Source organism: Microbacterium sp. PI-SA-G (assembly GCF_057215335.1).
Map to the genome: position 1 here is coordinate 526769 of NZ_CM170103.1, position 23943 is coordinate 550711.

The window sequence follows — 23943 nt, forward strand, 5'->3', positions numbered from 1 at the left end:
CGCGGGGATCGGCACGGTTAGGGTGGGTTCCATGACGTCATCCCCGCGCACTCCCACTGCCATCGACAAGGTCGCCGATGAATGGGTCGACACGATCGCCGTGCTCGCCCCGACTCTCGGCACCTACATCGGCCGCAGCGAGGTGAACGACCGTTTCGGAGACCTGAGCCCCGCCGGTCACGAGGAGATCGCCGCAGCGACCCGCACGGCGCTCGATGCGCTCACGGCGCTGGAGCCCGCCGATGCAATCGACGAGGTGACCAAGGCCGATCTGAGCTCCGAACTCCGTCTGGACCTCGAGTTCCACGAGGCGAAGTGGCATCTGCGCGACCTGAACGTCATCGCGTCGGTCCCGCAGGACGTGCGGTCCGCCTTCGATCTGATGCCCACCTCCACCGCCGACGACTGGTCGGTCATCGCCACCCGTCTCGCCGCGGTTCCCCGCGCGCTGCGCGGATACGTCGAGACCCTGCGCACCGGAATCGCCGAGGGTGTGACGCCCGCGCGCCGGCAGGTGAAGGAGGTCGCCACCCAGATCGACCGCTACACCGCGGATGACGGCTTCTTCGCCGCCTTCGTCGCAGAAGCGACATCCGAAGAGGGTCAGCTTCCGGCATCGCTCGCTCGCACGCTGGCCGACAACTCCGCCGCTGCGCGCGTGGCGTACGGCGAGCTTCGACGCTTCCTCACGGAAGAGCTGCTTCCCGCAGCGAACGAGACCGATGCCGTGGGCCGCGATGTTTACGCCCTGCACTCACGCCGGTTCCTGGGCGCCACGATCGACCTCGATGAGACGTACGAGTGGGGGCGTGAAGAACTCGCTCGTATGGTCGCCGAGCAGACGGCGATCGCGAACGAGATCCTCCCCGGTGCATCCGTCGAGGAGGCGGTCGCGCACCTCGAGTCCGACCCCGCCCGAAAGCTCGTCGGCACCGACGCGCTTCAGCGCTGGATGCAGGAGACCAGCGACCGAGCAGTCGCCGAGCTGTGCGAATCGCACTTCGACATCCCTCAGGCCATCCGCACCCTCGAGTGCATGATCGCGCCCACTCAGGAGGGCGGGATCTACTACACGGGGCCGACCGACGACTTCTCGCGACCGGGTCGCATGTGGTGGTCCGTCCCCGAGGGAGTGACGGAGTTCGACACCTGGCGTGAGCTCACGACCGTGTACCACGAGGGCGTCCCGGGGCACCACCTGCAGATCGCGCAGGCCGTGCACAATCGGGCCGAACTGAACTCCTGGCGGCGTCTGCTCGCCGGCACATCCGGGCACGCTGAAGGGTGGGCGCTGTACGCCGAGCGTCTGATGCAGCAGCTCGGGTACCTCGATGATCCGGCCGATCGCCTCGGCATGCTCGACGGCCAGCGCATGCGTGCGGCCCGCGTCGTGCTCGACATCGGCGTGCACCTCGGCAAGCCCCGTCTCGACGGTGACGGCGTGTGGGACGCCCCGTACGCACTCGACTTCATGCGCAAGAACGTGAACATGTCGGACCAGTTCGTGCAGTTCGAGGTGAACCGCTATCTCGGCTGGCCGGGTCAAGCTCCTTCGTACAAGGTCGGTCAGCGGATCTGGGAGCAGGTGCGCGATGCCGTCCAGGCCGCGGAGGGCGACGAGTTCTCCTTCAAGAGCTTCCACAAGCGCGCGCTCGACATGGGCGGCGTCGGCCTCGACACCCTGCGGACGGCTCTGCTCCCGCGCTGAGGGAATGCGCCGACGCCACTTCGTGTTCATGCACCTGAATGGAAAGGGCTGACATGGCTATCGAGTTCGGACTGGACACCTTCGGCGACATCACCCGCGATGCGGATGGCGAGCTCCTGACCGGGGCGCAGACCATCCGCAACGTCATCGCGCAGGCGGAGCTCGCCGACGCCGTCGGCGTGGACTTCTTCGGGGTGGGGGAGCACCATCGCCCCGAGTTCGCGGTGTCGGCACCCGAGATGGTGCTCGCAGCCATCGCGGGACGCACGGAGCGCATCCGGCTCGGCACGGCCGTGACGGTGCTGTCATCCGACGACCCGGTGCGGGTGTTCGAGCGCTTCGCGACTCTCGACGCCGTCTCGGACGGCCGCGCCGAGGTGGTGCTGGGTCGAGGTTCCTTCATCGAGTCGTTCCCGCTGTTCGGCTACGACCTGCGTGACTACGAGGCTCTCTTCGAACAGAAGCTCGAGCTGTTCGTCGAGCTTCTGAAGGAGGAGCCCGTCACATGGTCGGGGACGATGCGCGCTTCGCTCGAGAACGCGAATGTCTTCCCCAAGACCGAGAACGGTCTGCGCACATGGGTGGGCGTGGGCGGGAGCCCGGAATCCGTGGTGCGCGTCGCGCGGCACGGCCTGGGGCTCATGCTCGCGATCATCGGCGGCTCCGCAGCGCGTTTCCGCCCATTCGTCGACCTCTACCACCGCTCGGTCGCCTCTTTCGGCACGACCGCGCATCCGGTGTCGGTGCATTCCCCGGGCCACATCGCCGACACCGACGCCGAGGCGTGGGACTCGGCGTACTCGGGCTTCGAGGCGATGAACAACACCATCGGTCGCGAACGCGGCTGGCCTGCGTACAGCCGAGCGCGTTTCCAGAACGATCTCGGTCCCGAGGGGGCGCTGTACGTCGGATCGCCCGATCGCGTGGCCGCGAAGATCGCCGACACGATCACGACTCTGGGTCTCGGGCGCTTCGACCTCAAGTACGCGACCGGCACGCTGTCGCACGAAGCCATGATGCGCAGCATCGAGCTCTATGGCACCGAGGTCATCCCGCGGGTGCGGGCGCTGCTCGACGCCCGGACCTGAGCCGTCACACCGCGCTGATGCGCTCCGGGGCGGCCGTACGATGAGATTCATGGCCATCTCCGCCCCACCGAGCCGTGCCTCGCTGGCTTCGCGCCTCGACGACCTCCCGTTCACTCGACGCCACTTCCGGCTGCTGGGTGGATCCGGCATCGGCTGGGCTCTCGACGCGATGGACGTGGGTCTGATCTCCTTCATCCTCGCTGCACTGACCCAGCAGTGGGGTCTGACGAAGATGGAAGCGGGGTGGATCGCGTCGGTCGGCTTCATCGGGATGGCGCTGGGAGCGACGCTCGGAGGTCTGCTGGCCGACCGCTTCGGACGCCGGCAGGTCTTCGCGCTCACCCTGCTCGTCTACGGTGTCGCCACGGGGGCGAGCGCGCTCGTCGGGGGAGTCGCGGCGCTGCTGGTGCTGCGGTTCCTGGTCGGACTGGGCCTCGGCGCGGAGTTGCCCGTCGCCTCGACCTACGTCAGCGAGTTCGCGCCCGCGCGCATCCGCGGGCGTCTCATCGTGATCCTCGAGGCGTTCTGGGCCCTCGGGTGGACCGCCGCGGCGCTGATCGCCTTCTTCGTCATCCCGACCTCCGATGATGGATGGCGATGGGCCTTCGCACTCGGCGCGATCCCCACCGTGTACGCCCTGATCGTGCGGTGGGGGCTGCCCGAGTCTCCGCGGTGGCTGGCCTCCAAGGGGCGGATCGCCGAGGCCGACCGCATCGTGTCGGCCTTCGAAGCCGATGCCGGCGTCGTCCGCGGGCCCGAGATCCGCCGAGAGCCGGAGGCCCGTCCGATCGCCGCGACGGCTCGCGCACGCGTGACCACGCTCTGGAACGCGGAGTTCCGCGTGCGGACGCTCTGCCTCTGGGTTGTCTGGCTGTGCGTAAACTTCGCGTACTACGGGGCGTTCATCTGGATCCCGAGCATCCTCGTCGACGCCGGGTTCGACCTGGTGCGATCGTTCGGGTTCACTCTGATCATCACGCTCGCCCAGCTGCCGGGGTACGCGGTCGCGGCCTGGCTGATCGAGAAGTGGGGGAGGCGAGCCACCCTGTCGGTGTTCCTGGTCGGCTCCGCGGTGTCGGCTGTCTTCTTCGGCACGGCGTCGACGGAGGTGGCGATCATCGCCTCTGGGATGGCGCTCTCGTTCTTCAACCTCGGCGCGTGGGGCGCCCTGTACGCGGTGACACCGGAGCTCTATCCGACCTCTGTGCGGGCCACCGGCGCCGGATGGTCGGCGGGAGTGGGGCGCATCGCCTCGATCGTGGCCCCGCTGGCGGTGCCCGTGCTTCTGCTCGCCGGTGGGGCGCCGTTGCTCTTCGTGGTGTTCGGCGCGTGCTTCCTGATCGCGGCGGGAGCGGCCTGGGGTCTGAAAGACCGGGGCGGACTCGCGCTCGACGACCGCTAGGCGTGCCGGGTGATCGGGCCCTCCACGCACACCAATATGCTGGTTGGGTGACAGACGTACGGTACGTGGCCATCGGCGATTCCTTCACCGAAGGAGTGGGCGATCCGCTCTCCGACGGCGGTGAGCGGGGATGGGCGGACCTCGTCGCCCAGGGCTGGGCGAATGCCGCGGGCCAGACGATCCAGTACGCGAATCTGGCCATCCGCGGCAAGCTCGCCTGGCCGATCGTCGATCAGCAGCTGGAGTTCGCACTGTCGCTGCACCCCACGCACCTGTCGTTCAACGGCGGAGGCAACGACATGCTGCGGCCGCGCGCCGACCTCGAGCACGTGGCCGATGCATTCAGCCGGGTTCTGCGTCGCTGTGACGATGAGGGCGTGCGGGTGATCCTGCTCTCGGGCGCGAACCCCAGCGGTCAGCTGCCGATGGGGGACCTCGTGCAGCGGCGGGGGGACCAGCTCTCCGCGGCCGTTCTGCGACGGATCGAGAACCGTCCCGACGTCGTGCGGGCACTGAACTGGCCGGATCGCGAGCTCGCGAAGCCGATGTATTGGTCCGAGGACCGCCTGCACATGAACGCGGCGGGGCATCATCGTGTGGCAGCGCGCGTGCTCGACGCTCTCGGATTCGAGCCGCCGGAGTCCTGGTGGTCGCTGCCGGACCCGCCGCAGGGTGGAGTCGCAGGCTTCGCCTACTACCGCCAGTTCGTCGGTCCCTGGGTGCGGCGACGAGTCACCCGCACGTCGTCCGGAGACGGTCGGGCAGCCAAGTACCCGGTGTGGGTGGAGCGGTCGCCGTCGACGCATGAGTGACATCCAGATGCAGCGGATCGCCGCCGGCCAGGTCACGCTGCACGATGCCCGACGCAAGATCGAGCGCACGGTCACGCTGGAGCCGTTCGAGATCGGTGTGTACCCCGTCACCGAGGAGCAGCTCGCCGAGGTTCTGGCTGTTCCCTCGCGTCACCCCGATCATCCCGCAGCGGACATCAGCTGGCTGCGCGCCGTGCATCTCTGTAACGCCGTGTCGGAGTGGGAAGGTCTCGACACGGTGTACCGCTTCGACGGCGAAGAGGTCGCCTGGGACGCCACCGCTGACGGCTACCGGCTGCCGACCGAGGCCGAGTGGGAGTTCGCCTGCCGGGCCGGTTCACGCGGTCCGCACTACGCACCGCTGGCCGACGCCGCCTGGACCAGCGCTGACGGGGTGAGCGCGCCGCAGAACGTCGGCGGCAAGCTGCCGAATCTCAACGGGCTCTTCGACACGCTCGGCAATGTGTGGGAATGGTGCTGGGATCTGCTCGACCCCGCGCGCTACGACGACTATCGCGTGTTCCGCGGAGGAGGTTTCGCTGACGACGCCTGGAGCGTTCGGGCATCGGTGCGCCGCGGGGGAGGGCCCCGCATGCATCACGAGGATGTCGGCGTGCGACTGGCACGAGGAGCCTTCGACGTGCCCGACGAGGCACAGGGGTGGTCGGCCGCCGCCGATCGCGAGCGCGCGGCGTTCGACGGGCCTGTGCCGACCGGTTGGACTCCGCGCCGCGCGTGAGTCAGGCCGCTCGGCGGTGACGCGGACGCTCGGGGTCCAGTCCCATCCGGATGCGGGTGCGCTTGCGCTCGACGAGGATGAACACGACACCCACGATCCACAGCGGCACGGGCATCAGGAACGCCACACGGAAGGCGTCGAGTCTGTACGTCTCCGGGGTTCCGGCTCCCTGGATGTCGAGCGCGAGACCGATCAGGAAGATCGCGATGAGTGCGGCGATGAACCCGCCGGCGTTCGTGAGCCCGGTCGCCGTGCTGAGACGATGCGAGGGATTGTGCGTGCGGGCGTGGTCGAAGGCGATCATCGACGCAGGACCGCCGGTCGCGATCGCGGCGGCGAGCACGTAGAGCAGCCAGATCGGCGCGGGATCCGGGAGGGCGATCACGACGAGCCACGCCGCCATCTGCACGCCCACCGCAGGAAGCACCAGAGCGAGGGAGCGCTGATTGGGCAGTCGGCGGGACAGGTAGCCGATGACCGGGCCGAGTGCCATGCCGGCGACCACGTAGACCGAGATGATGCCGGCGGCGTGGGCGGTGTCAAGCCCCTGCGCAGCGGTGAGGAACGGCATGCCCCAGAGGAGCACGAACGCGGTGCCGGCGAAGGGCGTGGTGAAGTGGGACCAGAAGGCGAGTCGCGTGCCCGGATGCGCCCATGCCGCTCGGATCCCGACCCCGGTGTCGATGGCCGAGGTGACGACGCGGATCACGCCGGTGTCGGTGTTGACGGTCACGTCGGCGTCACGCTCGGGCGGGTGATTGCGGATCACCAGCGCGACCAGGATCGTGAACAGGACTCCGAGCCCGGCGATGCTGCCGAACGTGACCGACCAGGTGGTCGCGTGCAGCAGGGCGGCCACGGGCACGAGCGCGATCAGCTGACCGGCTTGACCGAGGATGCCCGTGAACTGCACCATCAGCGGACCGCGCTGCGCCGGGAACCACGTGGCCACGAGTCGCAGCACAGCGGGGAAGATCGCCGCGTCGCCGGCACCGAGCAGCACGCGCGCGAGAATCGCGATGCCGATGCTGGGGGAGAGGGCCATGGTGAGCTGACCGGCGGCCATCAGCAGCATTCCGACCGTCATGATCGGTCGTGACCCGAAGCGGTCGAGCAGCACCCCGATCGGGATCTGCATGCCGCCGTAGACCGCGAGCTGCACCACCGCGAACAGGGCGAGAGTCGAGGCATCCGCCTGGAACCGGTCCGCCGCCTCGACGCCCACCGCGCCGAGCGATGTGCGGTTCGTGATGGCCAGCACGTAGGCCGCGACCCCGACGGACCAGATCACCCATGCCCGCCACCCCGGCGTCGACACAGGGGAGAGGGGAACGCGCTGCACCCTTCCACGCTACTCCTGCGTCGACGCGGTCGACGTCACGGGGGAACGGAGAAGGCCCGCTCGACCGGGCGGTCGAGGGGGCCTTCTGAGCGCTGAGCCATCAGCGCAGTGTGTGCATCAGCGCGGTGTGGTGCGGTGATCAGCCGTTGCAGAGCTCGCCGATCGCGAGTGCGGATTCCTGCACGTCGGCCGACACGGTGGCCATCTCGGCAGCGGCAGCCTGGTCGCCGTCGACGAGGACCTTCGAGAGCACGTCGCGCATCGCGCCGAAGTCCTCGTAGACCGCGGTGACCGCGTCCTTGACCTCGGGGTTGCTGATCGACTCGGCGGCGGCACCGATCGCGTCGACGGACTGCGTGAAGGTGTCGACCGTGCCCTGCGGGTCAGCGGCGGCAGCCGACACGTCGAGCGAGCCGAGCTCGCTGGTCGCGGCCTGGACCTGCGTGGCGGCGCTGGCGCACGCGTCGGCGACGCTCTGGTCGGAGCTCGGTGCGGAGCTCTGCTCGGCTGGTGCGGAGCTCTCCGGAGCCGACGTGCTCTCAGAGGCGCTGGGCGAGCCTGAGCAGGCCGTGAGGCCGAGGATGGCGACAGCGGCGATCGTGAGAGCTGCGAAACGACGATTCATAAAGATTTCCCCCTGATCAAGGTGCCGCCATTCGACAGCACCGTTTGGCAAACGGGACACAGTCAACCACATCGGTGTGGAGGCTGCCGGAGATCGGTGCGACCGATCTCCCAGCCGGAATATCGGAATACGCCTCCGAACTGGCATTTTCTGCCGATCAAGCATGTAGATTGCTCAGTGCCAATGCGGCTGCGTCGAGACGCGAGCCACCCACATCATGAATGCCAGGAAAGGCGAGATGTCTGCGCAACATGCAATCGATCGCGTGATTCGAGAGATCTTCTCTCTGTTCGATGCTGACAAAGACGGACGAGTCACTCGCAACGACTTCCTTCTGATGCACAGCAAGGTGACGGATGCGTTCAACATGGATCCGTCCCATCCGAAGGCAGAGGCACTCGCTCAGCGTTACGACGCCGCGTGGCGCCAACTCGCCCTCCTCGATCGAAGCGGCGACGGCAGCGTCACTCGGGAGGAGTACTTCCGAGCCGTAGCAGCCAGGGCAGACTCGCCCCGCCTCGGCAATGGCCTCGATGCGGAGTTCACCATCGCCGATGCAGATGATGACGGCGAGATCGACCTCGATGGTTTCGCGACGTTGATGGTCGCCTTCGGGTTCAGTGAGACAACCGCTCGGGCGGCATTCCGGCGATTGGACACTGATGGATCCGGGAGACTCGACCGTCGTGAGTACGCAGAGGCGTGGGAGACACTGCTCGCGATGCCCGATGGTGCGGCGTTGAGCCTTCTCGAGACCGACGCGTGACTCGCAGAACCAACGACGAAGACGGGAACATCATGCCATTGCTTTTCGCGCTCATGCTGGGCAACCACAACAACAACTCCGCGACCAGACCGGCGACCCCGCCACTGCCACCGAGCGACAAAAAACAGTGAGAGAGCGACCTGTCGATGTGCTCGTCGTCGGGCGTGGTGTCATCGGCCTGTCGATCGCATTCGAGTTAGCGCAACGCGCCCCCACACTGAGTATCGGCATCCTGGGCAGACCCGAACAGCAGGGGAGTGCCTCGTACGCCGCCGGGGCGATGTTGAACACGTTCGCCGAGGTCGGACCTTCCACCCTCCCCACTGCCGCAGGGCGCGCGAAGCTGGAGCTCTGCATTCGAGCTCTAGACCGCTGGGATGAGTGGCTCGGCCGCCTGGAGGCCTTTGCTCGGATCGGGGAGCGGCGCCACCATCGCGTCACCGGTACGAGTGTTCTGCACAACACGAGATCCGGGCGCATCGACGACGACAGCATCAACGCCATTCGGGCAGCCCTCATCGCGTATGACGAGCCGTTCGAGGTCCTTGAGGCCGCAGACATTCTCGGGCTGGATGCGGCGGTGGACGCGCGGCCACTGCAGGCAATCCACATCCCTCGCGAGGGAGCGGTAGATGCTCGTCACGTCCTAGGCGCTCTGTCGACGGCGACGGATCGAGTAGGAGTGCGTTCGATCACCGGAACGGCTGTCAAGGTCGCGGCCGAGGGCCACCGCGTGGCAGGAGTCGTGCTGGCCGACGGCTCCACGATCCGCGCCGAACGAGTGGTGCTGGCCGCCGGCGTGGAGACCGAGAATCTGTTGGACAAGACGCTCGAGCCCGGTTCGATTCCGCTTCTCTACGCCGGGAAGGGGAATGCCGCGCTGGTGAAACGCACGGGCGGAATCGATGTGGATCATGTGGTGCGCACACCGAACAGGTCCGGCTCCTGCGGGCTCCATGTCATCCCGATAGGTGACTCCCGGTACTACCTGGGGGCGTCCAACGTGCTATCCCGGCAGGCTACGACATCGACAGACCTCGGGATGAGTCAGCTCCTGATCCGATCGATCTGCGAGCAGATCGATCGGCGTCTGTTTCATGCGGCCCTCGAGCGCTGGGTGGTCGGGAACCGTCCCGTGACGATTGACGGTTTCCCCCTTATCGGAGAGACGAGCGTAAGGGGCCTGTTCATCGTGACCGGAACCTACCGGGACGGATTTCACACCGCACCGGAAATCGCCCGGCTCGTGGCCGACCATCTGCTCGGCATCTCGGCGCTGTCATCGACTGTCTCCATCTTCGCTCCGGAACGTGCACCGATTCAGACGCAGTCGCGTTCGGAATCCGTCAACACGTTCGCGGCGCACGGTGTCGCTGCGACAGTCGAAGCGAATGCGCGGCTTCCTGAGAACGACACGACGATGGTGGAATACTTCCACCGGTCGTTGATCAACGTCTTCTACGAAGAGCTGCCGGGCGACTTGAGCTTCTCGCCCGAGATCGTCGCGGCGACGATGAGCGGGGAGGGGAAGCCGCACGCTCACCTCCTGCAGTACGTGACGGACGTGGCTCGGCGATGGGGACCGGCACTTCCGATGATCTGACATAATGTGCATTATCGGTGTTGTTACGGGGCAGCAATCGTCATCATCTGAACGCACGGCCGTCGCAGCTCACGGCATCCACGAATTCGTCGCGACGCACCGCGGATCTCACCCCCGTCGTGTAGCTGACCTGCGGAATGACAGCGACTTCCACCGTCGAGGCGGATCGCAGGTCAGCGGCGTCCGCGCAGGCTGCGACCACTACCCATTCGTCGTATCCGGCCGCATCCGAAAACGATGCCGGTACACCGACCCGCGGCGAGACGTCTTGGATCAACAGAGTCGATGCCTCGGGCACCTGGTCTGCCACGAGCGTGAGCGAACGACCCACCGCGTCGTTTGTCGCCATCTGAGCCTGGGCGACGCACCCGGCCAACGACGCATACAGGCAAAGGGCTAGGCCGCTCACCAGAATCTGTTCTTTCAGAGCCCGCACGAGATTCCGGCACTGGAGGGGTTGAACGCCCGAGTGGTGCCGAGACTCACCTCGATCGTTCTTGTCGCCATTTTTCCTCGGGTGATTGTGCAGACGCCCCCGCTCGTCGTGATCTTGCAGTTCGCGATCACACCGCCGACGGCATTCGACTTGGTCATGACATTGAGCACGTTGTAGCGGTACACCGCCGCCTCAGCGGTTTGAGTCGATCCCAGGCTCAGAAGGACCACACACAGGGCGCCCACGAGGGGTGTGTAGCGCAGGCGATTGGCGTCGTTCATCCGCACGGCTGTCTGTTCCATTCATTCTGAGTCCAATCTTGATCCGCAGCTATCCGTGCTTAGACACTATGCGATGCTGTGTGAGGACACATCCCCTACATGTGACGGATTTAGGCACTCTGGAACCATGGAGCATCCAGGGAACTTCTTGTGGCGAGGCGCTATTTCTCGACCGTTGAAGGGGGCGGCTACCACTATTTGGGAGGCCTATGCTTCCGCGCGTGCTCGATCGGAAGCACCGAAACGGTGAGGAAGAGTCGAGGTCACCGCAGGGAGCAGAGCAGGATCGACGCCTCCTCCGGTTCGGTACCGCCAGGATCAGGCGCCGACGTAGGCAGCCAGGTGCTCGGCTGTGACGGTGGACTTTTGGAATACCAGGTCGGCCGGCGTGCCTTCGAACACCACACGTCCGCCGTCGTGGCCGGCGCCGGGGCCGATGTCGATGATCCAGTCGGCGTGAGCCATGACGGCCTGGTGGTGTTCGATCACGATGACCGTCTTGCCGGAGTCGACCAGACGATCGAGCAGCCCGAGAATCTTGTCGACATCCGCGAGGTGAAGCCCAGTCGTGGGCTCATCGAGTACGTAGATGTCACCCTTCCCGCCCATCTGAATGGCCAGTTTAATGCGCTGGCGTTCGCCGCCGGACAGCGTCGACAACGGCTGCCCGAGCGACAGGTAGCCGAGTCCGACATCATCGAGGCGGCCCAGGATTGCCGTGACGGCAGGAATCTTGGCGTCGCCCTCGGAGAAGAACACGCGAGCCTCGGAGACGGGCAGATCAAGGACTTCCGTGATGTCCTTGCCGGCGAGCTTGTACTCCAGCACGGCGGCCTGGAAGCGCTTGCCACCGCAGTCTTCGCACGGGGTCTCGATCGTGTCCATGAAGCCGAGTTCGGTGATGATCACGCCTGCGCCCTTGCAGGTGGGGCACGCGCCCTCGGAGTTCGCGCTGAACAGGGCCGGCTTCACGCCGTTGGCCTTCGCGAACGCCTTGCGGATGGGTTCCAGCAGACCGGTGTACGTGGCCGGGTTGCTGCGACGTGAGCCCTTGATCGCGCCCTGATCGATTGAGACGACACCCTCGCGACGAGCCACCGAGCCATGGATCAGCGAGCTCTTGCCGGAGCCGGCGACGCCGGTGATGACGCTGAGCACGCCCTTCGGGATGTCGACGTCGACGTGCTGCAGGTTGTTCTCCGTGGCATCGCGCACCTCGATCGCACCGACGCCCGTTCGGACCCTCTCTTTCAACAACGCGCGATCCTCGAGGTGCTCCCCCGTGCGCGTGCCGCTCTTCTTGAGCCCCTCGACCGTGCCCTCGAAGCAGATCTCCCCGCCGGCGCTTCCCGCTCCGGGGCCGAGGTCGACCACGTGGTCGGCGATCACGATCGTCTCGGGTTTGTGCTCCACGACCAGAACCGTGTTGCCCTTGTCCCGCAGCTTCAGCAAGAGGCCGTTCATGCGCTGGATGTCGTGCGGATGCAGACCGATCGTCGGCTCATCGAACACATAGGTGATGTCGGTGAGCGACGACCCGAGGTGGCGCAGCATCTTGATGCGCTGCGCCTCTCCCCCGGACAGCGTGCCCGAGGGGCGCTCAAGGCTGAGGTATCCGAGCCCGAGCGTCACGAAGGCGTCGAGGTTCGCGCTCAGCGCGTCGAGGAGCGGCCCGGCCCCGGAAAGGTCCAGCCCTCGAACCCACTCGGCGAGGTCGGTGACCTGCATACGGCAGGCGTCGGCGATGCTGATCCCGGCGATCATCGACGATCGAGCACCCTCGGTCAGCCGCGTTCCGTCGCACTCCGGGCACACCGCGAACGTCGCGACGCGCTCGACGAACGCGCGAACATGCGGCTGCAGGGCATCGAGATCCTTCGACAGCATCGCTTTGGTGATCTTGGGGATCAGGCCCTCGTACGTCATGTTGATGCCCGCGATCTTCACCTTCGTGACCTCGCCGTAGAGGAAGAGGTGGCGTTGCTTCTCGGTGAACTGCGAGATCGGTCTGTCGCCCGGGTAGAAGCCCGACTGCGAGAACCCCTTCACCATCCAGCCGTCGGCGGTGTAACCCGGGACCATGATGGCGCCCTCGTCGAGCGACTTGGACTCGTCGACGATCTGGGCGAGGTCGAGGTCGGAGACCGCTCCCCTGCCCTCGCAGCGCGGACACATGCCGCCGAGATAGATCGCGTCCTTCACGATCTTCTTCTCGCCGCCGGGACCGGTCATGACCCCGCTCGCCCGCTGCGTCGGGATGTTGAAGGAGAACGCCGTCGGACCGCCGATGTACGGGGTGCCGAGCTTGCTGAAGAGGATTCGCAGCATCGCGTTGGCGTCAGTGACCGTGCCGACCGTCGAGCGCGGGTTCGCGCCCAGCCGCTCCTGGTTCACGATGATCGCGGTGGTCAGGCCCTCGAGCACATCGACGTCCGGGCGTGGCACGGACGGCATGAATCCCTGCACGAATGCGCTGTAGGTCTCATCGATCATGCGTCGAGACTCGGCGGCGATCGTGTCGAACACCAGAGAGCTCTTGCCCGAGCCGGACACACCGGTGAACACCGTCAGCCGCCGCTTGGGGATGTCGACGCTCACCTCTTTGAGGTTGTTCTCGCGCGCGCCCTGAACGCGGATGAGGTCGTGGCTGTCAGCGGCGTGCGCGGCGGGAGTGGACATCGGCATCCTTGAGAGTTCGTGGCTGATGCTCAGCCGGTCTGGTTCATACGGAGAAGATTGCCCGCGGGGTCGCGGAACGCGCAGTCGCGGACGCCATAGGGCTGATCCATCGGCTCCTGCACGACGTCGGCGCCGTGCGCGACGAGTCGGTCGAAGAGGCCGTCGAGATCATCGCTCGCGAGAGTGAGCGCCCCGTAGCTCCCCTTCGCGATCAGTTCGAGGATCGTCTGCCTCTCTGCATCGGTGATGCCCGGATCGGTGGCCGGCGGATGCAGCACGATCGACGTCTCGGGTTGCCCCTCCGGCCCGACGGTGATCCAGCGCAGACCGTCATAGCCGACGTCGTTGCGCACCTCGAATCCGAGGGCGTCGCGATAGAAGCCGAGCGCGGCATCGGCGTCGGTGTGCGGGAGGAACGTGTAATGGATGGTGATCTTCATGGGCTCACGCTAGGTGCGCCTCGATGCGCGGCGCTTCTCGATTCCTGATCGGTCGGGTGACCTGCTTCGCCTGGAACACGGGAATGCCCTCGACGTTCGCGGCTCGTTCACGGTACACGCTGGGTGGGACACCGACGAGCTCGGTGAAGCGGGTGCTGAAGGTGCCCAGCGACGAGCAGCCCACCTCGAAGCACACGTCGGTCACGCTGCGATCGCCGCGTCGCAGCAGGGCCATGGCGCGCTCGATGCGGCGCGTCATGAGATACGAGTACGGCGACTCCCCGTAAGTCTCGCGAAATCGTCGGCTGAGGTGGCCGGCCGACAGGTGTACGCCCTGTGCGAGCGCCTCGACGTCGAGGGGCTGCGCATACTCCCGGTCGATGCGGTCCCGCACACGCCGCATGAGCACGAGATCACGGAGGCGGGAGTCGTCGGGCGTCGTCACGAGATGATCCTGCCACGACCGCTCGTGTCGCGAAACGACCTGCGTGACAGGGGACTCCATCTCTCCCCCACAGCCGCGAACGGGAGCGCTACCCTGAAGGCCTAACAGATATTTCCCAGGAAGGGATTTCCCCATGTCTGACGCACTCCCCGGCGCAACACTGTTCAAGTCCATTCGCATCACTCTCGCCGTCTCGGGCGCGCTCGCGCTCATCGCGGGCCTCGTCCTACTCATCTGGCCCGTCAAGTCCGCCGTCATCGTGACCGCGATCTTCGCGTCGTACCTCGTGATCGCCGGGCTCGTCTACATCGGCCTCGGCATCTTCTCCCACGCCCGGAGCGGCTGGGCTCGCGTCGGGCACATCGTGCTCGGCCTGTTCTACATCGCGGCCGGTGTCATCGCCTTCGCGAACCTGACTGCCGCCGCAGCCACGCTCGCCCTCGTGGTGGTCATCTTCATCGGCATCAGCTGGATCATCGACGGCGTCGTGGCACTGTCGTTGCTCGGACAGGACGGGTCCCGCGTCTGGACTCTCCTCTACGCCCTGCTGAGCGTCATCGCGGGAGTCATCGTGCTCTTCTCACCGCTGATCGCCGGGCTGGCCTTCTGGCTGTTCCTCGGCATCTCGCTCGTCGCACTCGGCATCGTGCAGATCGTCCGCGCCATCACGATCGGCAAAGAGGCGAAGGGCCTCGTCGGCGCCACGCGCACCGGAAACCCTGCCTGATCACCGCACGCACAGATAGGCCCCGTCCTGCAGTCCAGGACGGGGCCGATCGCATGTCGCGAACTACTCAGCGGCGAACGCGCTGACGTCGCCGACCAGGCGGGTGTTGTCGGCGGGGACCGGCTCGACCGCAGCCAGAGCGACCTCGGCGGCGAACTCCGACACGTTGTACAGCTTGCCGGCCGACTCACGGCGCTCGGCGATCGCGCCGGGGTTCGCTCGCTCGAGCAGCGTGGCGGTGATCGTGCCCTCGATCATGTCGCCGGAGACGACCGTGAAGCCGATCCCCTTCTCGGCGAGGCCGGGGATCAGCTCGCGCAGGGCGTCTTCGCCCGCGCGCTTCGACAGGGCGACCGGCTCGTACTCGGGCATGGTCGGGGTGGTGCGGATGTAGTGGGCCTGGTGGCTGGTGACGAAGACCACGCGCGCGCCGTCTTCCAGCAGAGGCGTCGCGGCGTTCAGCACGTTGACCTGCGCGTCGCGGTTGAGCGTGAGGGCATAGTCCTCGGCCATCCCGGACTCCATTCCGCCGGACGCGTTGAGCACCAGGACGTCCAGACGCCCGTACTCCGCGCGGACCGCCTCGAACATCTGCGCGATGGAGGCGGGGTCGGTCAGGTCTGCGCCGACGACGAGCGCCCGGCCGCCCAGCTCGCGGAGCTCTGCGGCCAGCTTCTCGGCGCGAGGCGCCTTGTTGCGGAAATTGATGACGACATCGGCACCCGCCTGAGCGAGGTAGCGCACCGTGTCTGCTCCGATCCCCCGCGATGAGCCGGTGACAAGAGCGACCTTGCCGTCGAGAGATCCTGCGGGAAGAACGTCGGTCACGGTGACTCCTCTTGATACGTGAAAAGCCGCGGTGACGCGGCGTTCTCCACACTATCAAGAGTGCCCCGCGCCGCCCCTGCGGTATATCGGCCGCATGATAGGTTGACGCCAAAGGAGGCCGCATGGACAACTTCGCGACATTCGTACAGTTCATCGACCAATGGGCATGGATCGGGTGGCTCATCCTGATCGCCGTCTTCCTCGTGATCGAGATGCTGTCCCTCGACTTCACCTTCCTGATGCTCAGCTTCGGCGCCGCAGTCGGACTCGTCACCGATGTGGTCGGCCTCCCGTTCTGGGTGCAGGTGATCGTCGCCGCCGCAGCGGCAGCCCTCTTCATCCTGCTGCTGCGGCCCCCGCTGCTGAAGCGGCTGCGACGCGGCGAAGACCCGACGAAGTCCAACGTCGACGCACTTCTCGACCTCCGCGGCATCGCGCTGCAGGACATCACGCAGATCTCCGGCCAGGCCAAGCTCAGCAACGGCGACACCTGGACCGCCCGCACCGCCACCTCCGTGCCGATCCCGCAGGGGTCGCCGGTCGCCGTCACGGCGATCAACGGAGCGACCGCCACCGTCCGTCCCGTCAACGACTAGGAGTTCCTCGTGAACGACGCCTCGTTCATCCCCACCGCGATCCTCTGGATCCTCGTCGCTGCGGTGATCATCTTCGTGCTGGTCACACTCGCGAGAGCCATCCGGATCATCCCCCAAGCGAGCTCCGGCGTCGTGGAGCGGCTGGGCCGATATCACAAGACCCTCATGCCGGGACTGAACATCCTGGTCCCGTTCATCGACCGGTTGCGCCCGCTCATCGACATGCGCGAGCAGGTCGTGTCGTTCCCGCCGCAGCCGGTGATCACCGAGGACAACCTCGTGGTCTCCATCGACACCGTCGTCTACTTCCAGGTCACCGACGCCCGCGCCGCGACCTATGAGATCGCGAACTACCTCGGCGCCGTCGAGCAGCTGACCACGACCACGCTGCGCAACGTCGTCGGTGGTCTCAACCTCGAGGAAGCACTCACCAGCCGCGACAACATCAACGGTCAGTTGCGCGTGGTGCTCGACGAGGCGACCGGCAAGTGGGGCATCCGTGTCGGTCGCGTCGAGCTGAAGGCGATCGATCCGCCCATCTCCATCCAGGACTCGATGGAGAAGCAGATGCGCGCCGAGCGTGACCGCCGTGCGGCGATCCTGACCGCCGAGGGTACGAAGCAGTCGGCGATCCTCGAGGCCGAGGGTGCCCGCCAGGCGGAGATCCTCCGCGCCGAGGGCGACAAGCAGGCTGCGGTGCTGCGGGCCCAGGGCGAGGCCGAGGCCATCCAGAACGTCTTCACCGCCATTCACCAGGGCGCACCGGACGACAAGCTGCTCGCGTACCAGTACCTGCAGATGCTGCCCAAGATCAGCGAGGGCCAGTCCAACAAGCTCTGGATCATCCCGAGCGAGCTCACCGAGGCGCTGAAGGGCATCGGATCGGCGTTCACGCCGAAGCCGGGCCAACAGCCGCCGACGAACCCCCCGCACGGCGTGTGACGCACCCGTACTTCGCCCGCACGCGGCATCCTCGAGTCCTCGCTCACCGCGGTCTTCTGACCTCGGTGGGCGAGGACTCCGGCGTGTGGGACAACTCGGCCGCCGCCTTCGCCGCAGCGCATGCGGTCGGAGCCGAGTACATCGAGACCGACTGCCAGGTCACGGCTGACGGCGACGTCGTGCTCTTCCACGACGCCACACTGCAGCGTCTCGCCGGTGATCCACGCGCGGTGAAGGACGTGCGCACGCGCGAGCTCGCGGGGATCCTCGCCGATCACGGCGGTCTGCTCAGCGTGAGCGAAGCGCTGAGCTCGTTCCCCGGGTGCCGATTCAACATCGATGTGAAGACGGACGCGGCCGTGGAGCCACTGGGACCGATCCTGGCGGAACACACGCATCGGGTCCTCGTTACGAGCTTCTCCGATGCGCGACGTCGGGCCACGGTGGCCGCGGTTCTGCGTGCCGGCGCGCCGCTGCGGCCGGCGACCTCCGGCGGCCGGGGCACGATCGCGGCGGCCCGCGCACTCTCATCGTTGCGCCTCTCCCCCGCGCGGGTGTTCCGCGAAATCGACGCCCTGCAGATCCCCGAGCGACACGCGGGGGTCCGGGTGCTCACGCGCGGGCTGTTGACAGCCGCGCATCGTCACGCGGTGGAGGTGCACGTGTGGACGGTCAACGAGGCCGATGACATGCGCCGGCTCCTGCAGGCGGGAGTCGACGGCATCGTCACGGACCGAGCGGATGTCGCTGTCGCCGTCGCCGCAGAGAACTCGGATCCGCCACGCCGCCCATAACCTCCCGCGCTGGGATTCGGCTGTGAATACCGCTCAGATGTCGCTCGCGTGGATGAAGCGCACAGGCTGGAGCGTTATACCTGACAGCGACGAGAGGACCACACAATGGCAGATCGCAGCCTGCGCGGCATCCGACTCGGCGCCCAGAGCCTACAGAGCGAAGAGGGCGTCGTTTTCATGGAGCGCCGTGAGACCACCTATTCCTGTGACACGTGCGGCCACGTCACGAACCTGATGTTCGCGGCCGACGCCGAGCCGCCTCAGACCTGGGAGTGCCGCTCCTGTGGTGCGGAGGCCCGACTCAACGTCGATGGCCACGCCGTCACGCTCGAGGCGTCCGACGAGAAGGCCGCCCGCACGCACTGGGACATGCTCCTGGAGCGTCGCTCGCGCGCCGAGCTCGAAGAGCTGCTCGAAGAGCGCCTCGCCTTCATCCGCGCCCGACGTGGTGCCGGTGAGGACCCGACCCGGGAGAAGATCGGCGCCTGACACCCTCCCCCCGAACGCGACGGTAGGTCTTAGACCTGTCGTCGCGTTCTGCTGTCCGGGGCGCTCGATCAGGCCGGCGTCCGTCGCCGGGAGCGCCACCCGCCGACGATGAGCAACACCAGCCCACCCCAGAGCAAGAGCTGCTGCACCCACGGGCCGAGGATGACTCCGGCGGTGAGTCCGGAGCGCAGCTCGACATCCTCGAGCATCGCGCCGGCTTCGTCCGCGCTCAGCCGACTCAGGGTCGAGCCATCGGGGCGGATGATCTGACTGGCGCCCACCGTGGAGACGTTCACGACGCTGCGGCCGGTCTCGATGGCGCGCATGCGGGCGAAGGCGAGCTGCTGCAGATTCTCGTCGGTGCCGCGGAAGTCGGCATTGTTCGTCTGGAACACCAGCACCTGGGCGCCGCCGTTGACCCCCTCCAAGATCACATCGTCGTAGATCACGTCGAAGCAGATGGCGAGCCCGACGGCGACCCCGTCGACGTCGATCACGGGCGGGTTCTCCCCGGGCGTGTACTCGCGCCCGATGAGACCGATCAGATCGGGTGCGAGGGCGTTGAAGAACGGGCGGTCGGGCACGTACTCGCCGAACGGCACCGGGTGGCGCTTGTCATGCAGTTGCGTCGCTCCCCCGGCATCGGTCCAGAGCATCGATGTGTTGAAGAAGCGCTCTGCGCGCGCGGTCGCCGCATTGGCGAGCAGCGGTGCTTCGATTCGCGTGGTGATCAGCGTCATGCGTCGCGCGAGCGTCTCGTTCTGGAAGGGATCGGTGTCGAGCCCACCCTCGGGCCAGACGACCAGATCCACATCCTCGCCGTACAGCGGCTCCGTCGCGGCGGTCTGCGCGTCGATGACCGAGAAGGGCTCACGCTCGTCGAAGTATCCAGTCGGACCGTTGCCCTGCACCGCGGCGATTCTCATCGAACCGTCGGAGACGGTCGGGAACGCCGGGCTGACGACGAGGACGAGCACCAGGGCCGCCGGGACCACGAGAGCCAGCGGGCGGCGCCATACTCCGAGTCGCACGGTCTCGATGAGCATGGCGACGACGAGCACCATCAGGAAACCGAGCCCGCTCACGCCCACCCAGGAGGAGACCGTCGCGAGGGGACTCTCGGCCTGACTCATGCCGATGCGCGCCCAGGGAAAACCCCCGTACGGCCAGGTGCCGATGAACAGTTCACGGCCCACCCACAGCGCTGAGACCACGGCGGGCAGCAGGAACAGCCGCGCCGTGGTGCCGGGGAACGCCATGGGGAGCCAGCGGTATGCGAGCGCGATCGGAATCAGCGCGAACGCCGTCAGAGCGCCCTCGAGTCCGCTGAGCGCTGCCCAGGGCACGGGGCCGAGATAACGCGAAGTCCAGGAGACCAGGAGCGCGAAGAACAGGATGCCGTAGAGCGAACCGACCAGCAGCGCGCCGCCGAACCTGCGTCCGATCATCGACAGGAGAACGAGTGCGGTCGCCGGGAACGCCAGGATCCACACCGCCAGGCCCGGGTACGCGAGATACATCAGCACCGCGGCGGCCGCCGCCGCGACGAGTGCCGCCCACAGCGGCAGAAGCGGGCGCTGCGTGAGAAGTGGGCGCGCCGGAGCGTCGGAGTCGGACATCGGCCTGATCCTCACATCGAGGAGTACGAGACGATGCCGCGCCGCACTCCGTCGAGGGCCGCGCGCGCCGTGCGCGCGGTGTCGCCGTCTTCCGCCACGATCGACAGTTGGTCGAGCAGGTCGATGGTCTGCTTCGCCCAGCGGACGAAATCGCCGGCGGCCATGTCGGCCTCGACCAGAACGCGGTCGAGCATGCCGCCGCGCGCCCAGGAGTGCATCGCTCCGGCGAGGCCGGCAGACAGCGGCTCGCTCCCGGGCAGGTGGTGATCCTTCTCGAGATCGTCGAGCTCGGCCCACAGCGTGGTGGTCTTGTCGTACGCCGAGCGGAAAGCGCCGCGTGGCAGGCCCCGCTCACCCGAATTCGCCTCGTCACGCCGGGGCTCGTAGACCAGGCAGCACGCCATCGCGGCGAGCGACGGCGCATCGAGACCGCGCCACAGGTTCTGACGCAGTGACTCCGCGACGAGAAGGTCACGGTCGCCGTAGATCCGGCGCATCGTGCGGCCCGCTTCGGTGAGCGCCGTCTCGCCCGAGTCGTCTGTGACGTAGTCCAGGGTCTCGAGCACCTCGACGACGCGGTCGAACACGCGAGCGACGGTTCCGGTTCGCGTCTCGATCTGGCGCCGGAGCCGATCGGTCTGGCGCTTGAGCTTCCAGTACCGCTCGGCCCACCGCGCGTGGGCCTCGCGATCGGGGCACCGGTGGCACGGGTGTCGCTGCATGCTCGTGCGGAGCGACTGGATGCGCTTGAGCCGCTTGTCGCGGGACGCGCGCGGCTCGTGGGAGTCCTGCCGGTTCTTCTTCTCGAGATCGCTGAGCTCGCGGCGGATCGCGGCGTACTCGGGGTAGTCGCCGTGATCGCAGACCATGGAGGCCTGATAGCCGGCGAGGGATTCCTCGGACTCCCGGACCTGGCGGGCCAGGCCCACGACCGAGCGATCGGCCTGGAACTGCGCGAACGACGATTCCAGGATCTGCCGCGCACGCGGCTTGCCGAACAGATCGATCAGGTTGACGGCCATGTTGTACGTGGGGCGGAAGCTGGAGTTCAGGGGGTAGGTGCGTCGGGACGCCAGCGCGGCGACAGCCTGCGGATCCATCCCCTCGGTCCACTGCACGACGGCATGGCCTTCGACATCGATTCCCCGGCGTCCGGCACGCCCGGTCAGCTGCGTATACTCGCCAGAGGTGATCGCGACCCGGGCCTCGCCGTTGAACTTCTCCATCTTCTCGAGCACCACCGTGCGCGCAGGCATGTTGATGCCCAGAGCCAGGGTCTCGGTGGCGAAGACGGCCTTCACGAGTTTCAGTCGGAAGAGCTCCTCGACGACCTCTTTGAACGCCGGCAGCAGGCCCGCGTGATGCGAGGCGACACCGCGCTCGAGGTTGTCGAGCCAGTCCCAGTAGCCGAGGACACCGAGATCCTCCTCCTGCAGGGTGCGCGTACGCTCCTCGACGATGGCGCGGATCTCGGCCTTCTCCTCGGGAGTCGTCAGGCGGATCCCGGATCTGCGCACCTGCTGCACGGCCGCGTCGCATCCCACCCGGCTGAAGATGAAGAAGATCGCCGGAAGCAGGTTCGCGCGCTCGAGGAGCTTGACGACGTCGGGGCGATCCATGCGTTCGATGCGATGCACGTTGGCCGATCGCACCGGGCGCCGGCCACCGCGCTCGGGTCGTTTGGCCTGACGCCCGGCGTGCCGGTCGCTGTTGTACGCCTGCGCCCGTCGGTTGTTGTCGTAGTGCGAGCCCGTGAACGAGCGGATCCGCATCAGTTCCTGATTCACCTGCGCGGTCGCGAGGCCGGCTCGGTCGTCGAACAGCGGGAGCAGGTCGTCGCGGACCAGGACATGCTGCTCGAGCGGCACCGGACGGATCTCGGAGACGATCACCTCGGTGTCGCCGCGGACAGTGTCGAGCCAGTCGCCGAACTCCTCGGCGTTCGACACGGTGGCGCTCAGACCCACCAGCCGCACATACTGCGGCAGGTGGATGATCACCTCTTCCCACACGGCTCCGCGGAAGCGGTCGGCGAGGTAGTGCACCTCGTCCATCACGACGTAGCGGAGGTCGCGCAGGGCGTCGGAGTCGGCGTAGATCATGTTGCGCAACACCTCGGTGGTCATCACCACGATGCGTGCGTTGCCGTTGATATTCGTGTCGCCCGTGAGCAGCCCGACCTGGTCCGCGCCGTACACTTCGACCAGCTCACGGAACTTCTGATTCGAGAGCGCCTTCATCGGCGTGGTGTAGAACGCCTTGTCGCTCGGCGTCTGCATCGCCAGGTGGATCGCGAACTCGCCCACGATCGTCTTGCCCGCCCCGGTCGGAGCCGCGACCAGCACGCTGTGCCCAGCCTCGAGCGCGTGGCATCCGGCGATCTGGAACGGATCGAGCTCGAACTTCTGCCGAGCGGCGAAGGCCAGGGTGGCGGGGTTCTGGGCGGCGCTGCGAGCAGCCGCGTAGCGCTCCGAAGGAGAGCTCATACGGCTTCAGACAGCAGGCCGTCGGCTGCCTTGCGCTTGCCCTTGCGCCGGTCGAAGAGCAGGGACAGACCGGCGGCGGCGAAGAAGAGGACGATCAGGATGCCTGCGAGCATCAGCATGCTGACCACGTCGGCTGCAGGAGTCGAAAGCGCGGCGAACACGGTCGCGATGACGATCGCCCAGCGCCACCCCTTCAGAATCGCGCGACCCGACATGACGCCGGCGACGTTCAGCGCGACCAGGAACACCGGCAGCACAAAGGACACACCGATGACGATCATCAGCTTGAAGATGAAGTCGTAGTACTCCTGCGCCTGGTAGAAGTTGGTGCCTCCGTCAGGCGTGAAGCTCCACATCAGCTCGATGATGTGCGGCATGATCACGATGCCGAGGTAGCACCCGGCGAAGAACAGGGGCACCGCCGCCACCACGAAACTGATGGTGTAACGGATCTCCTTGCGCGTGAGTCCTGGCATGATGAACGCCCAGATCTGCCACAACCACACCGGTGCGGACAGGAAGATACCGATCGAGAACGCGATGCGCATGCGCATGTCGAACGCCGATGTCACGGTTCCGAAGTTCAGGGCGCTGAGATTGTCTCCGCGCTTCTCGACGATCTCGCGGATCGGCTCGGTGATGATGTTGATGATCGGGTCAGCCACGATGAACGCGATGACCATACCGACCAGCAGCGCGAGCGCTGCGTACATGAGTCGCTTGCGCAGCTCGACGAGGTGCGCGCCCAGCGACATCCTTCGATCTCGCCCCGCCTTCTCTCTGGCGGTCGGCTCGATGACTGCCACGGGCGGTCAGGCGCGAGGAGGAGTCTCAGGATCGATGCCCGAGTCCTTCACCGTGCTGGGCGTGACAGGCGCGGCAGGGTCGACGGCGACCGAGTCGGCGCGAGTGGCGTCGTCGTCCTTCATCGCCTTCATCTCGCCCTTGAACACGCGAGCCGACTGGCCCATGCTCTTGGCGAGTGCCGGCAGCTTCGCTGCGCCGAACAGGAGGAGGATCACGGCGAGCACGATCAGCAGGTGCCAGCCTTGCATTCCAGCGAACATGTCAGAATCCCGTCGTCGGTGGGCGATTG

At 66.8% G+C, this 23943-nt stretch carries 24 protein-coding genes; 12 read left to right on the forward strand and 12 right to left on the reverse strand.

What is annotated here, in order from left to right; translation table 11 throughout:
- Nucleotides 1-31 precede the first annotated feature (31 nt).
- Genes AC2D10_RS02685 through AC2D10_RS02705 form a run of 5 tightly spaced genes read left to right on the forward strand, consistent with a single transcriptional unit; the run spans nt 32 to nt 5749 of the window.
- Complete coding sequence (locus AC2D10_RS02685; RefSeq protein ID WP_484710302.1) at nt 32-1708, forward strand: DUF885 domain-containing protein; 1677 nt, start codon at nt 32-34, stop codon at nt 1706-1708.
- A 53-nt stretch (nt 1709-1761) separates the two neighbouring features.
- Nucleotides 1762-2796 carry an LLM class flavin-dependent oxidoreductase gene (locus AC2D10_RS02690; RefSeq protein WP_484710303.1) on the forward strand — a complete coding sequence of 345 codons (1035 nt, stop codon included), beginning with the start codon at nt 1762-1764 and terminating at the stop codon, nt 2794-2796.
- 49 nt (nt 2797-2845) lie between these two features.
- Nucleotides 2846-4198, forward strand: a complete 1353-nt coding sequence (locus tag AC2D10_RS02695) for an MFS transporter (protein ID WP_484710304.1) — start codon at nt 2846-2848, stop codon at nt 4196-4198.
- A 47-nt stretch (nt 4199-4245) separates the two neighbouring features.
- Entirely contained in the window at nt 4246-5010 is a 765-nt protein-coding gene (locus AC2D10_RS02700) for an SGNH/GDSL hydrolase family protein (RefSeq protein WP_484710305.1), read from the forward strand.
- Nucleotides 5003-5749 carry a formylglycine-generating enzyme family protein gene (locus AC2D10_RS02705; RefSeq protein WP_484710306.1) on the forward strand — a complete coding sequence of 249 codons (747 nt, stop codon included), beginning with the start codon at nt 5003-5005 and terminating at the stop codon, nt 5747-5749. The genes AC2D10_RS02700 and AC2D10_RS02705 overlap by 8 nt, the downstream gene beginning before the upstream one ends.
- Before the next feature lies 1 nt (nt 5750).
- Here the strand turns inward: AC2D10_RS02705 and AC2D10_RS02710 are convergent, their stop codons facing one another.
- Together AC2D10_RS02710 and AC2D10_RS02715 are read right to left on the reverse strand one after the other, a co-directional pair.
- A complete protein-coding gene (locus tag AC2D10_RS02710; RefSeq protein ID WP_484710307.1) occupies nt 5751-7091 on the reverse strand; it encodes an MFS transporter in 1341 nt (446 codons plus the stop codon).
- Between the two features lie 139 nt (nt 7092-7230).
- The gene (locus AC2D10_RS02715) at nt 7231-7716 is read right to left on the reverse strand and encodes a hypothetical protein (protein ID WP_484710308.1); all 486 of its coding nucleotides are present in this window, start codon (nt 7714-7716) and stop codon (nt 7231-7233) included.
- Between the two features lie 265 nt (nt 7717-7981).
- Here AC2D10_RS02715 and AC2D10_RS02720 point away from each other — a divergent pair, with 265 nt between their 5' ends.
- Nucleotides 7982-8482, forward strand: a complete 501-nt coding sequence (locus AC2D10_RS02720; protein ID WP_484710309.1) for an EF-hand domain-containing protein — start codon at nt 7982-7984, stop codon at nt 8480-8482.
- Between the two features lie 148 nt (nt 8483-8630).
- Entirely contained in the window at nt 8631-10085 is a 1455-nt protein-coding gene (locus tag AC2D10_RS02725; RefSeq protein WP_484710310.1) for an NAD(P)/FAD-dependent oxidoreductase, read from the forward strand.
- A gap of 43 nt (nt 10086-10128) precedes the next feature.
- On the opposite strand, the gene AC2D10_RS02730 is transcribed toward AC2D10_RS02725, so the two are convergent.
- The 5 genes from AC2D10_RS02730 to AC2D10_RS02750 all read right to left on the reverse strand — a co-directional run bounded on the left by AC2D10_RS02730 (nt 10129) and on the right by AC2D10_RS02750 (nt 14324).
- Entirely contained in the window at nt 10129-10395 is a 267-nt protein-coding gene (locus AC2D10_RS02730; protein ID WP_484710311.1) for a hypothetical protein, read from the reverse strand.
- Nucleotides 10396-10508: 113 nt separating this feature from the next.
- Nucleotides 10509-10823 carry a hypothetical protein gene (locus AC2D10_RS02735; RefSeq protein WP_484710312.1) on the reverse strand — a complete coding sequence of 105 codons (315 nt, stop codon included), beginning with the start codon at nt 10821-10823 and terminating at the stop codon, nt 10509-10511.
- A 297-nt stretch (nt 10824-11120) separates the two neighbouring features.
- Nucleotides 11121-13481 carry an ATP-binding cassette domain-containing protein gene (locus tag AC2D10_RS02740; protein WP_484710313.1) on the reverse strand — a complete coding sequence of 787 codons (2361 nt, stop codon included), beginning with the start codon at nt 13479-13481 and terminating at the stop codon, nt 11121-11123.
- A 29-nt stretch (nt 13482-13510) separates the two neighbouring features.
- The gene (locus tag AC2D10_RS02745) at nt 13511-13921 is read right to left on the reverse strand and encodes a VOC family protein (protein WP_484710314.1); all 411 of its coding nucleotides are present in this window, start codon (nt 13919-13921) and stop codon (nt 13511-13513) included.
- A gap of 4 nt (nt 13922-13925) precedes the next feature.
- Nucleotides 13926-14324, reverse strand: a complete 399-nt coding sequence (locus AC2D10_RS02750; RefSeq protein ID WP_484711789.1) for a helix-turn-helix transcriptional regulator — start codon at nt 14322-14324, stop codon at nt 13926-13928.
- A gap of 175 nt (nt 14325-14499) precedes the next feature.
- Between AC2D10_RS02750 and AC2D10_RS02755 the strand changes: the two genes are divergently transcribed.
- A complete protein-coding gene (locus AC2D10_RS02755) occupies nt 14500-15093 on the forward strand; it encodes an HdeD family acid-resistance protein (protein ID WP_484710316.1) in 594 nt (197 codons plus the stop codon).
- A gap of 63 nt (nt 15094-15156) precedes the next feature.
- Here AC2D10_RS02755 and AC2D10_RS02760 read toward each other — a convergent pair whose 3' ends face one another.
- Nucleotides 15157-15921, reverse strand: coding sequence for an SDR family oxidoreductase (locus tag AC2D10_RS02760; RefSeq protein ID WP_484710317.1), 765 nt, complete (start codon nt 15919-15921; stop codon nt 15157-15159).
- A gap of 122 nt (nt 15922-16043) precedes the next feature.
- Between AC2D10_RS02760 and AC2D10_RS02765 the strand changes: the two genes are divergently transcribed.
- The 4 genes from AC2D10_RS02765 (at nt 16044) to AC2D10_RS02780 (ending at nt 18742) form a co-directional block, all read left to right on the forward strand.
- The gene (locus AC2D10_RS02765) at nt 16044-16517 is read left to right on the forward strand and encodes an NfeD family protein (protein WP_484710318.1); all 474 of its coding nucleotides are present in this window, start codon (nt 16044-16046) and stop codon (nt 16515-16517) included.
- Nucleotides 16518-16526: 9 nt separating this feature from the next.
- Nucleotides 16527-17459: an SPFH domain-containing protein gene (locus tag AC2D10_RS02770; protein ID WP_484710319.1), complete on the forward strand. Its 933-nt coding sequence runs from the start codon at nt 16527-16529 to the stop codon at nt 17457-17459.
- A complete protein-coding gene (locus tag AC2D10_RS02775) occupies nt 17456-18253 on the forward strand; it encodes a glycerophosphodiester phosphodiesterase family protein (protein WP_484710321.1) in 798 nt (265 codons plus the stop codon). The genes AC2D10_RS02770 and AC2D10_RS02775 overlap by 4 nt, the downstream gene beginning before the upstream one ends.
- A 105-nt stretch (nt 18254-18358) precedes the next feature.
- Nucleotides 18359-18742, forward strand: coding sequence for an RNA polymerase-binding protein RbpA (locus tag AC2D10_RS02780; protein ID WP_484710322.1), 384 nt, complete (start codon nt 18359-18361; stop codon nt 18740-18742).
- Nucleotides 18743-18810: 68 nt separating this feature from the next.
- Here AC2D10_RS02780 and lnt read toward each other — a convergent pair whose 3' ends face one another.
- Genes lnt through tatA form a run of 4 tightly spaced genes read right to left on the reverse strand, consistent with a single transcriptional unit; the run spans nt 18811 to nt 23914 of the window.
- Complete coding sequence (gene lnt / locus AC2D10_RS02785; RefSeq protein ID WP_484710323.1) at nt 18811-20361, reverse strand: apolipoprotein N-acyltransferase; 1551 nt, start codon at nt 20359-20361, stop codon at nt 18811-18813.
- A gap of 11 nt (nt 20362-20372) precedes the next feature.
- Nucleotides 20373-22847: a DEAD/DEAH box helicase gene (locus AC2D10_RS02790; RefSeq protein WP_484710324.1), complete on the reverse strand. Its 2475-nt coding sequence runs from the start codon at nt 22845-22847 to the stop codon at nt 20373-20375.
- A complete protein-coding gene (gene tatC, locus AC2D10_RS02795; protein WP_484710326.1) occupies nt 22844-23602 on the reverse strand; it encodes a twin-arginine translocase subunit TatC in 759 nt (252 codons plus the stop codon). Before tatC ends, AC2D10_RS02790 begins: the two co-directional genes overlap by 4 nt.
- A 57-nt stretch (nt 23603-23659) precedes the next feature.
- A complete protein-coding gene (gene tatA, locus AC2D10_RS02800) occupies nt 23660-23914 on the reverse strand; it encodes a Sec-independent protein translocase subunit TatA (protein WP_484710327.1) in 255 nt (84 codons plus the stop codon).
- Nucleotides 23915-23943 lie beyond the last annotated feature (29 nt).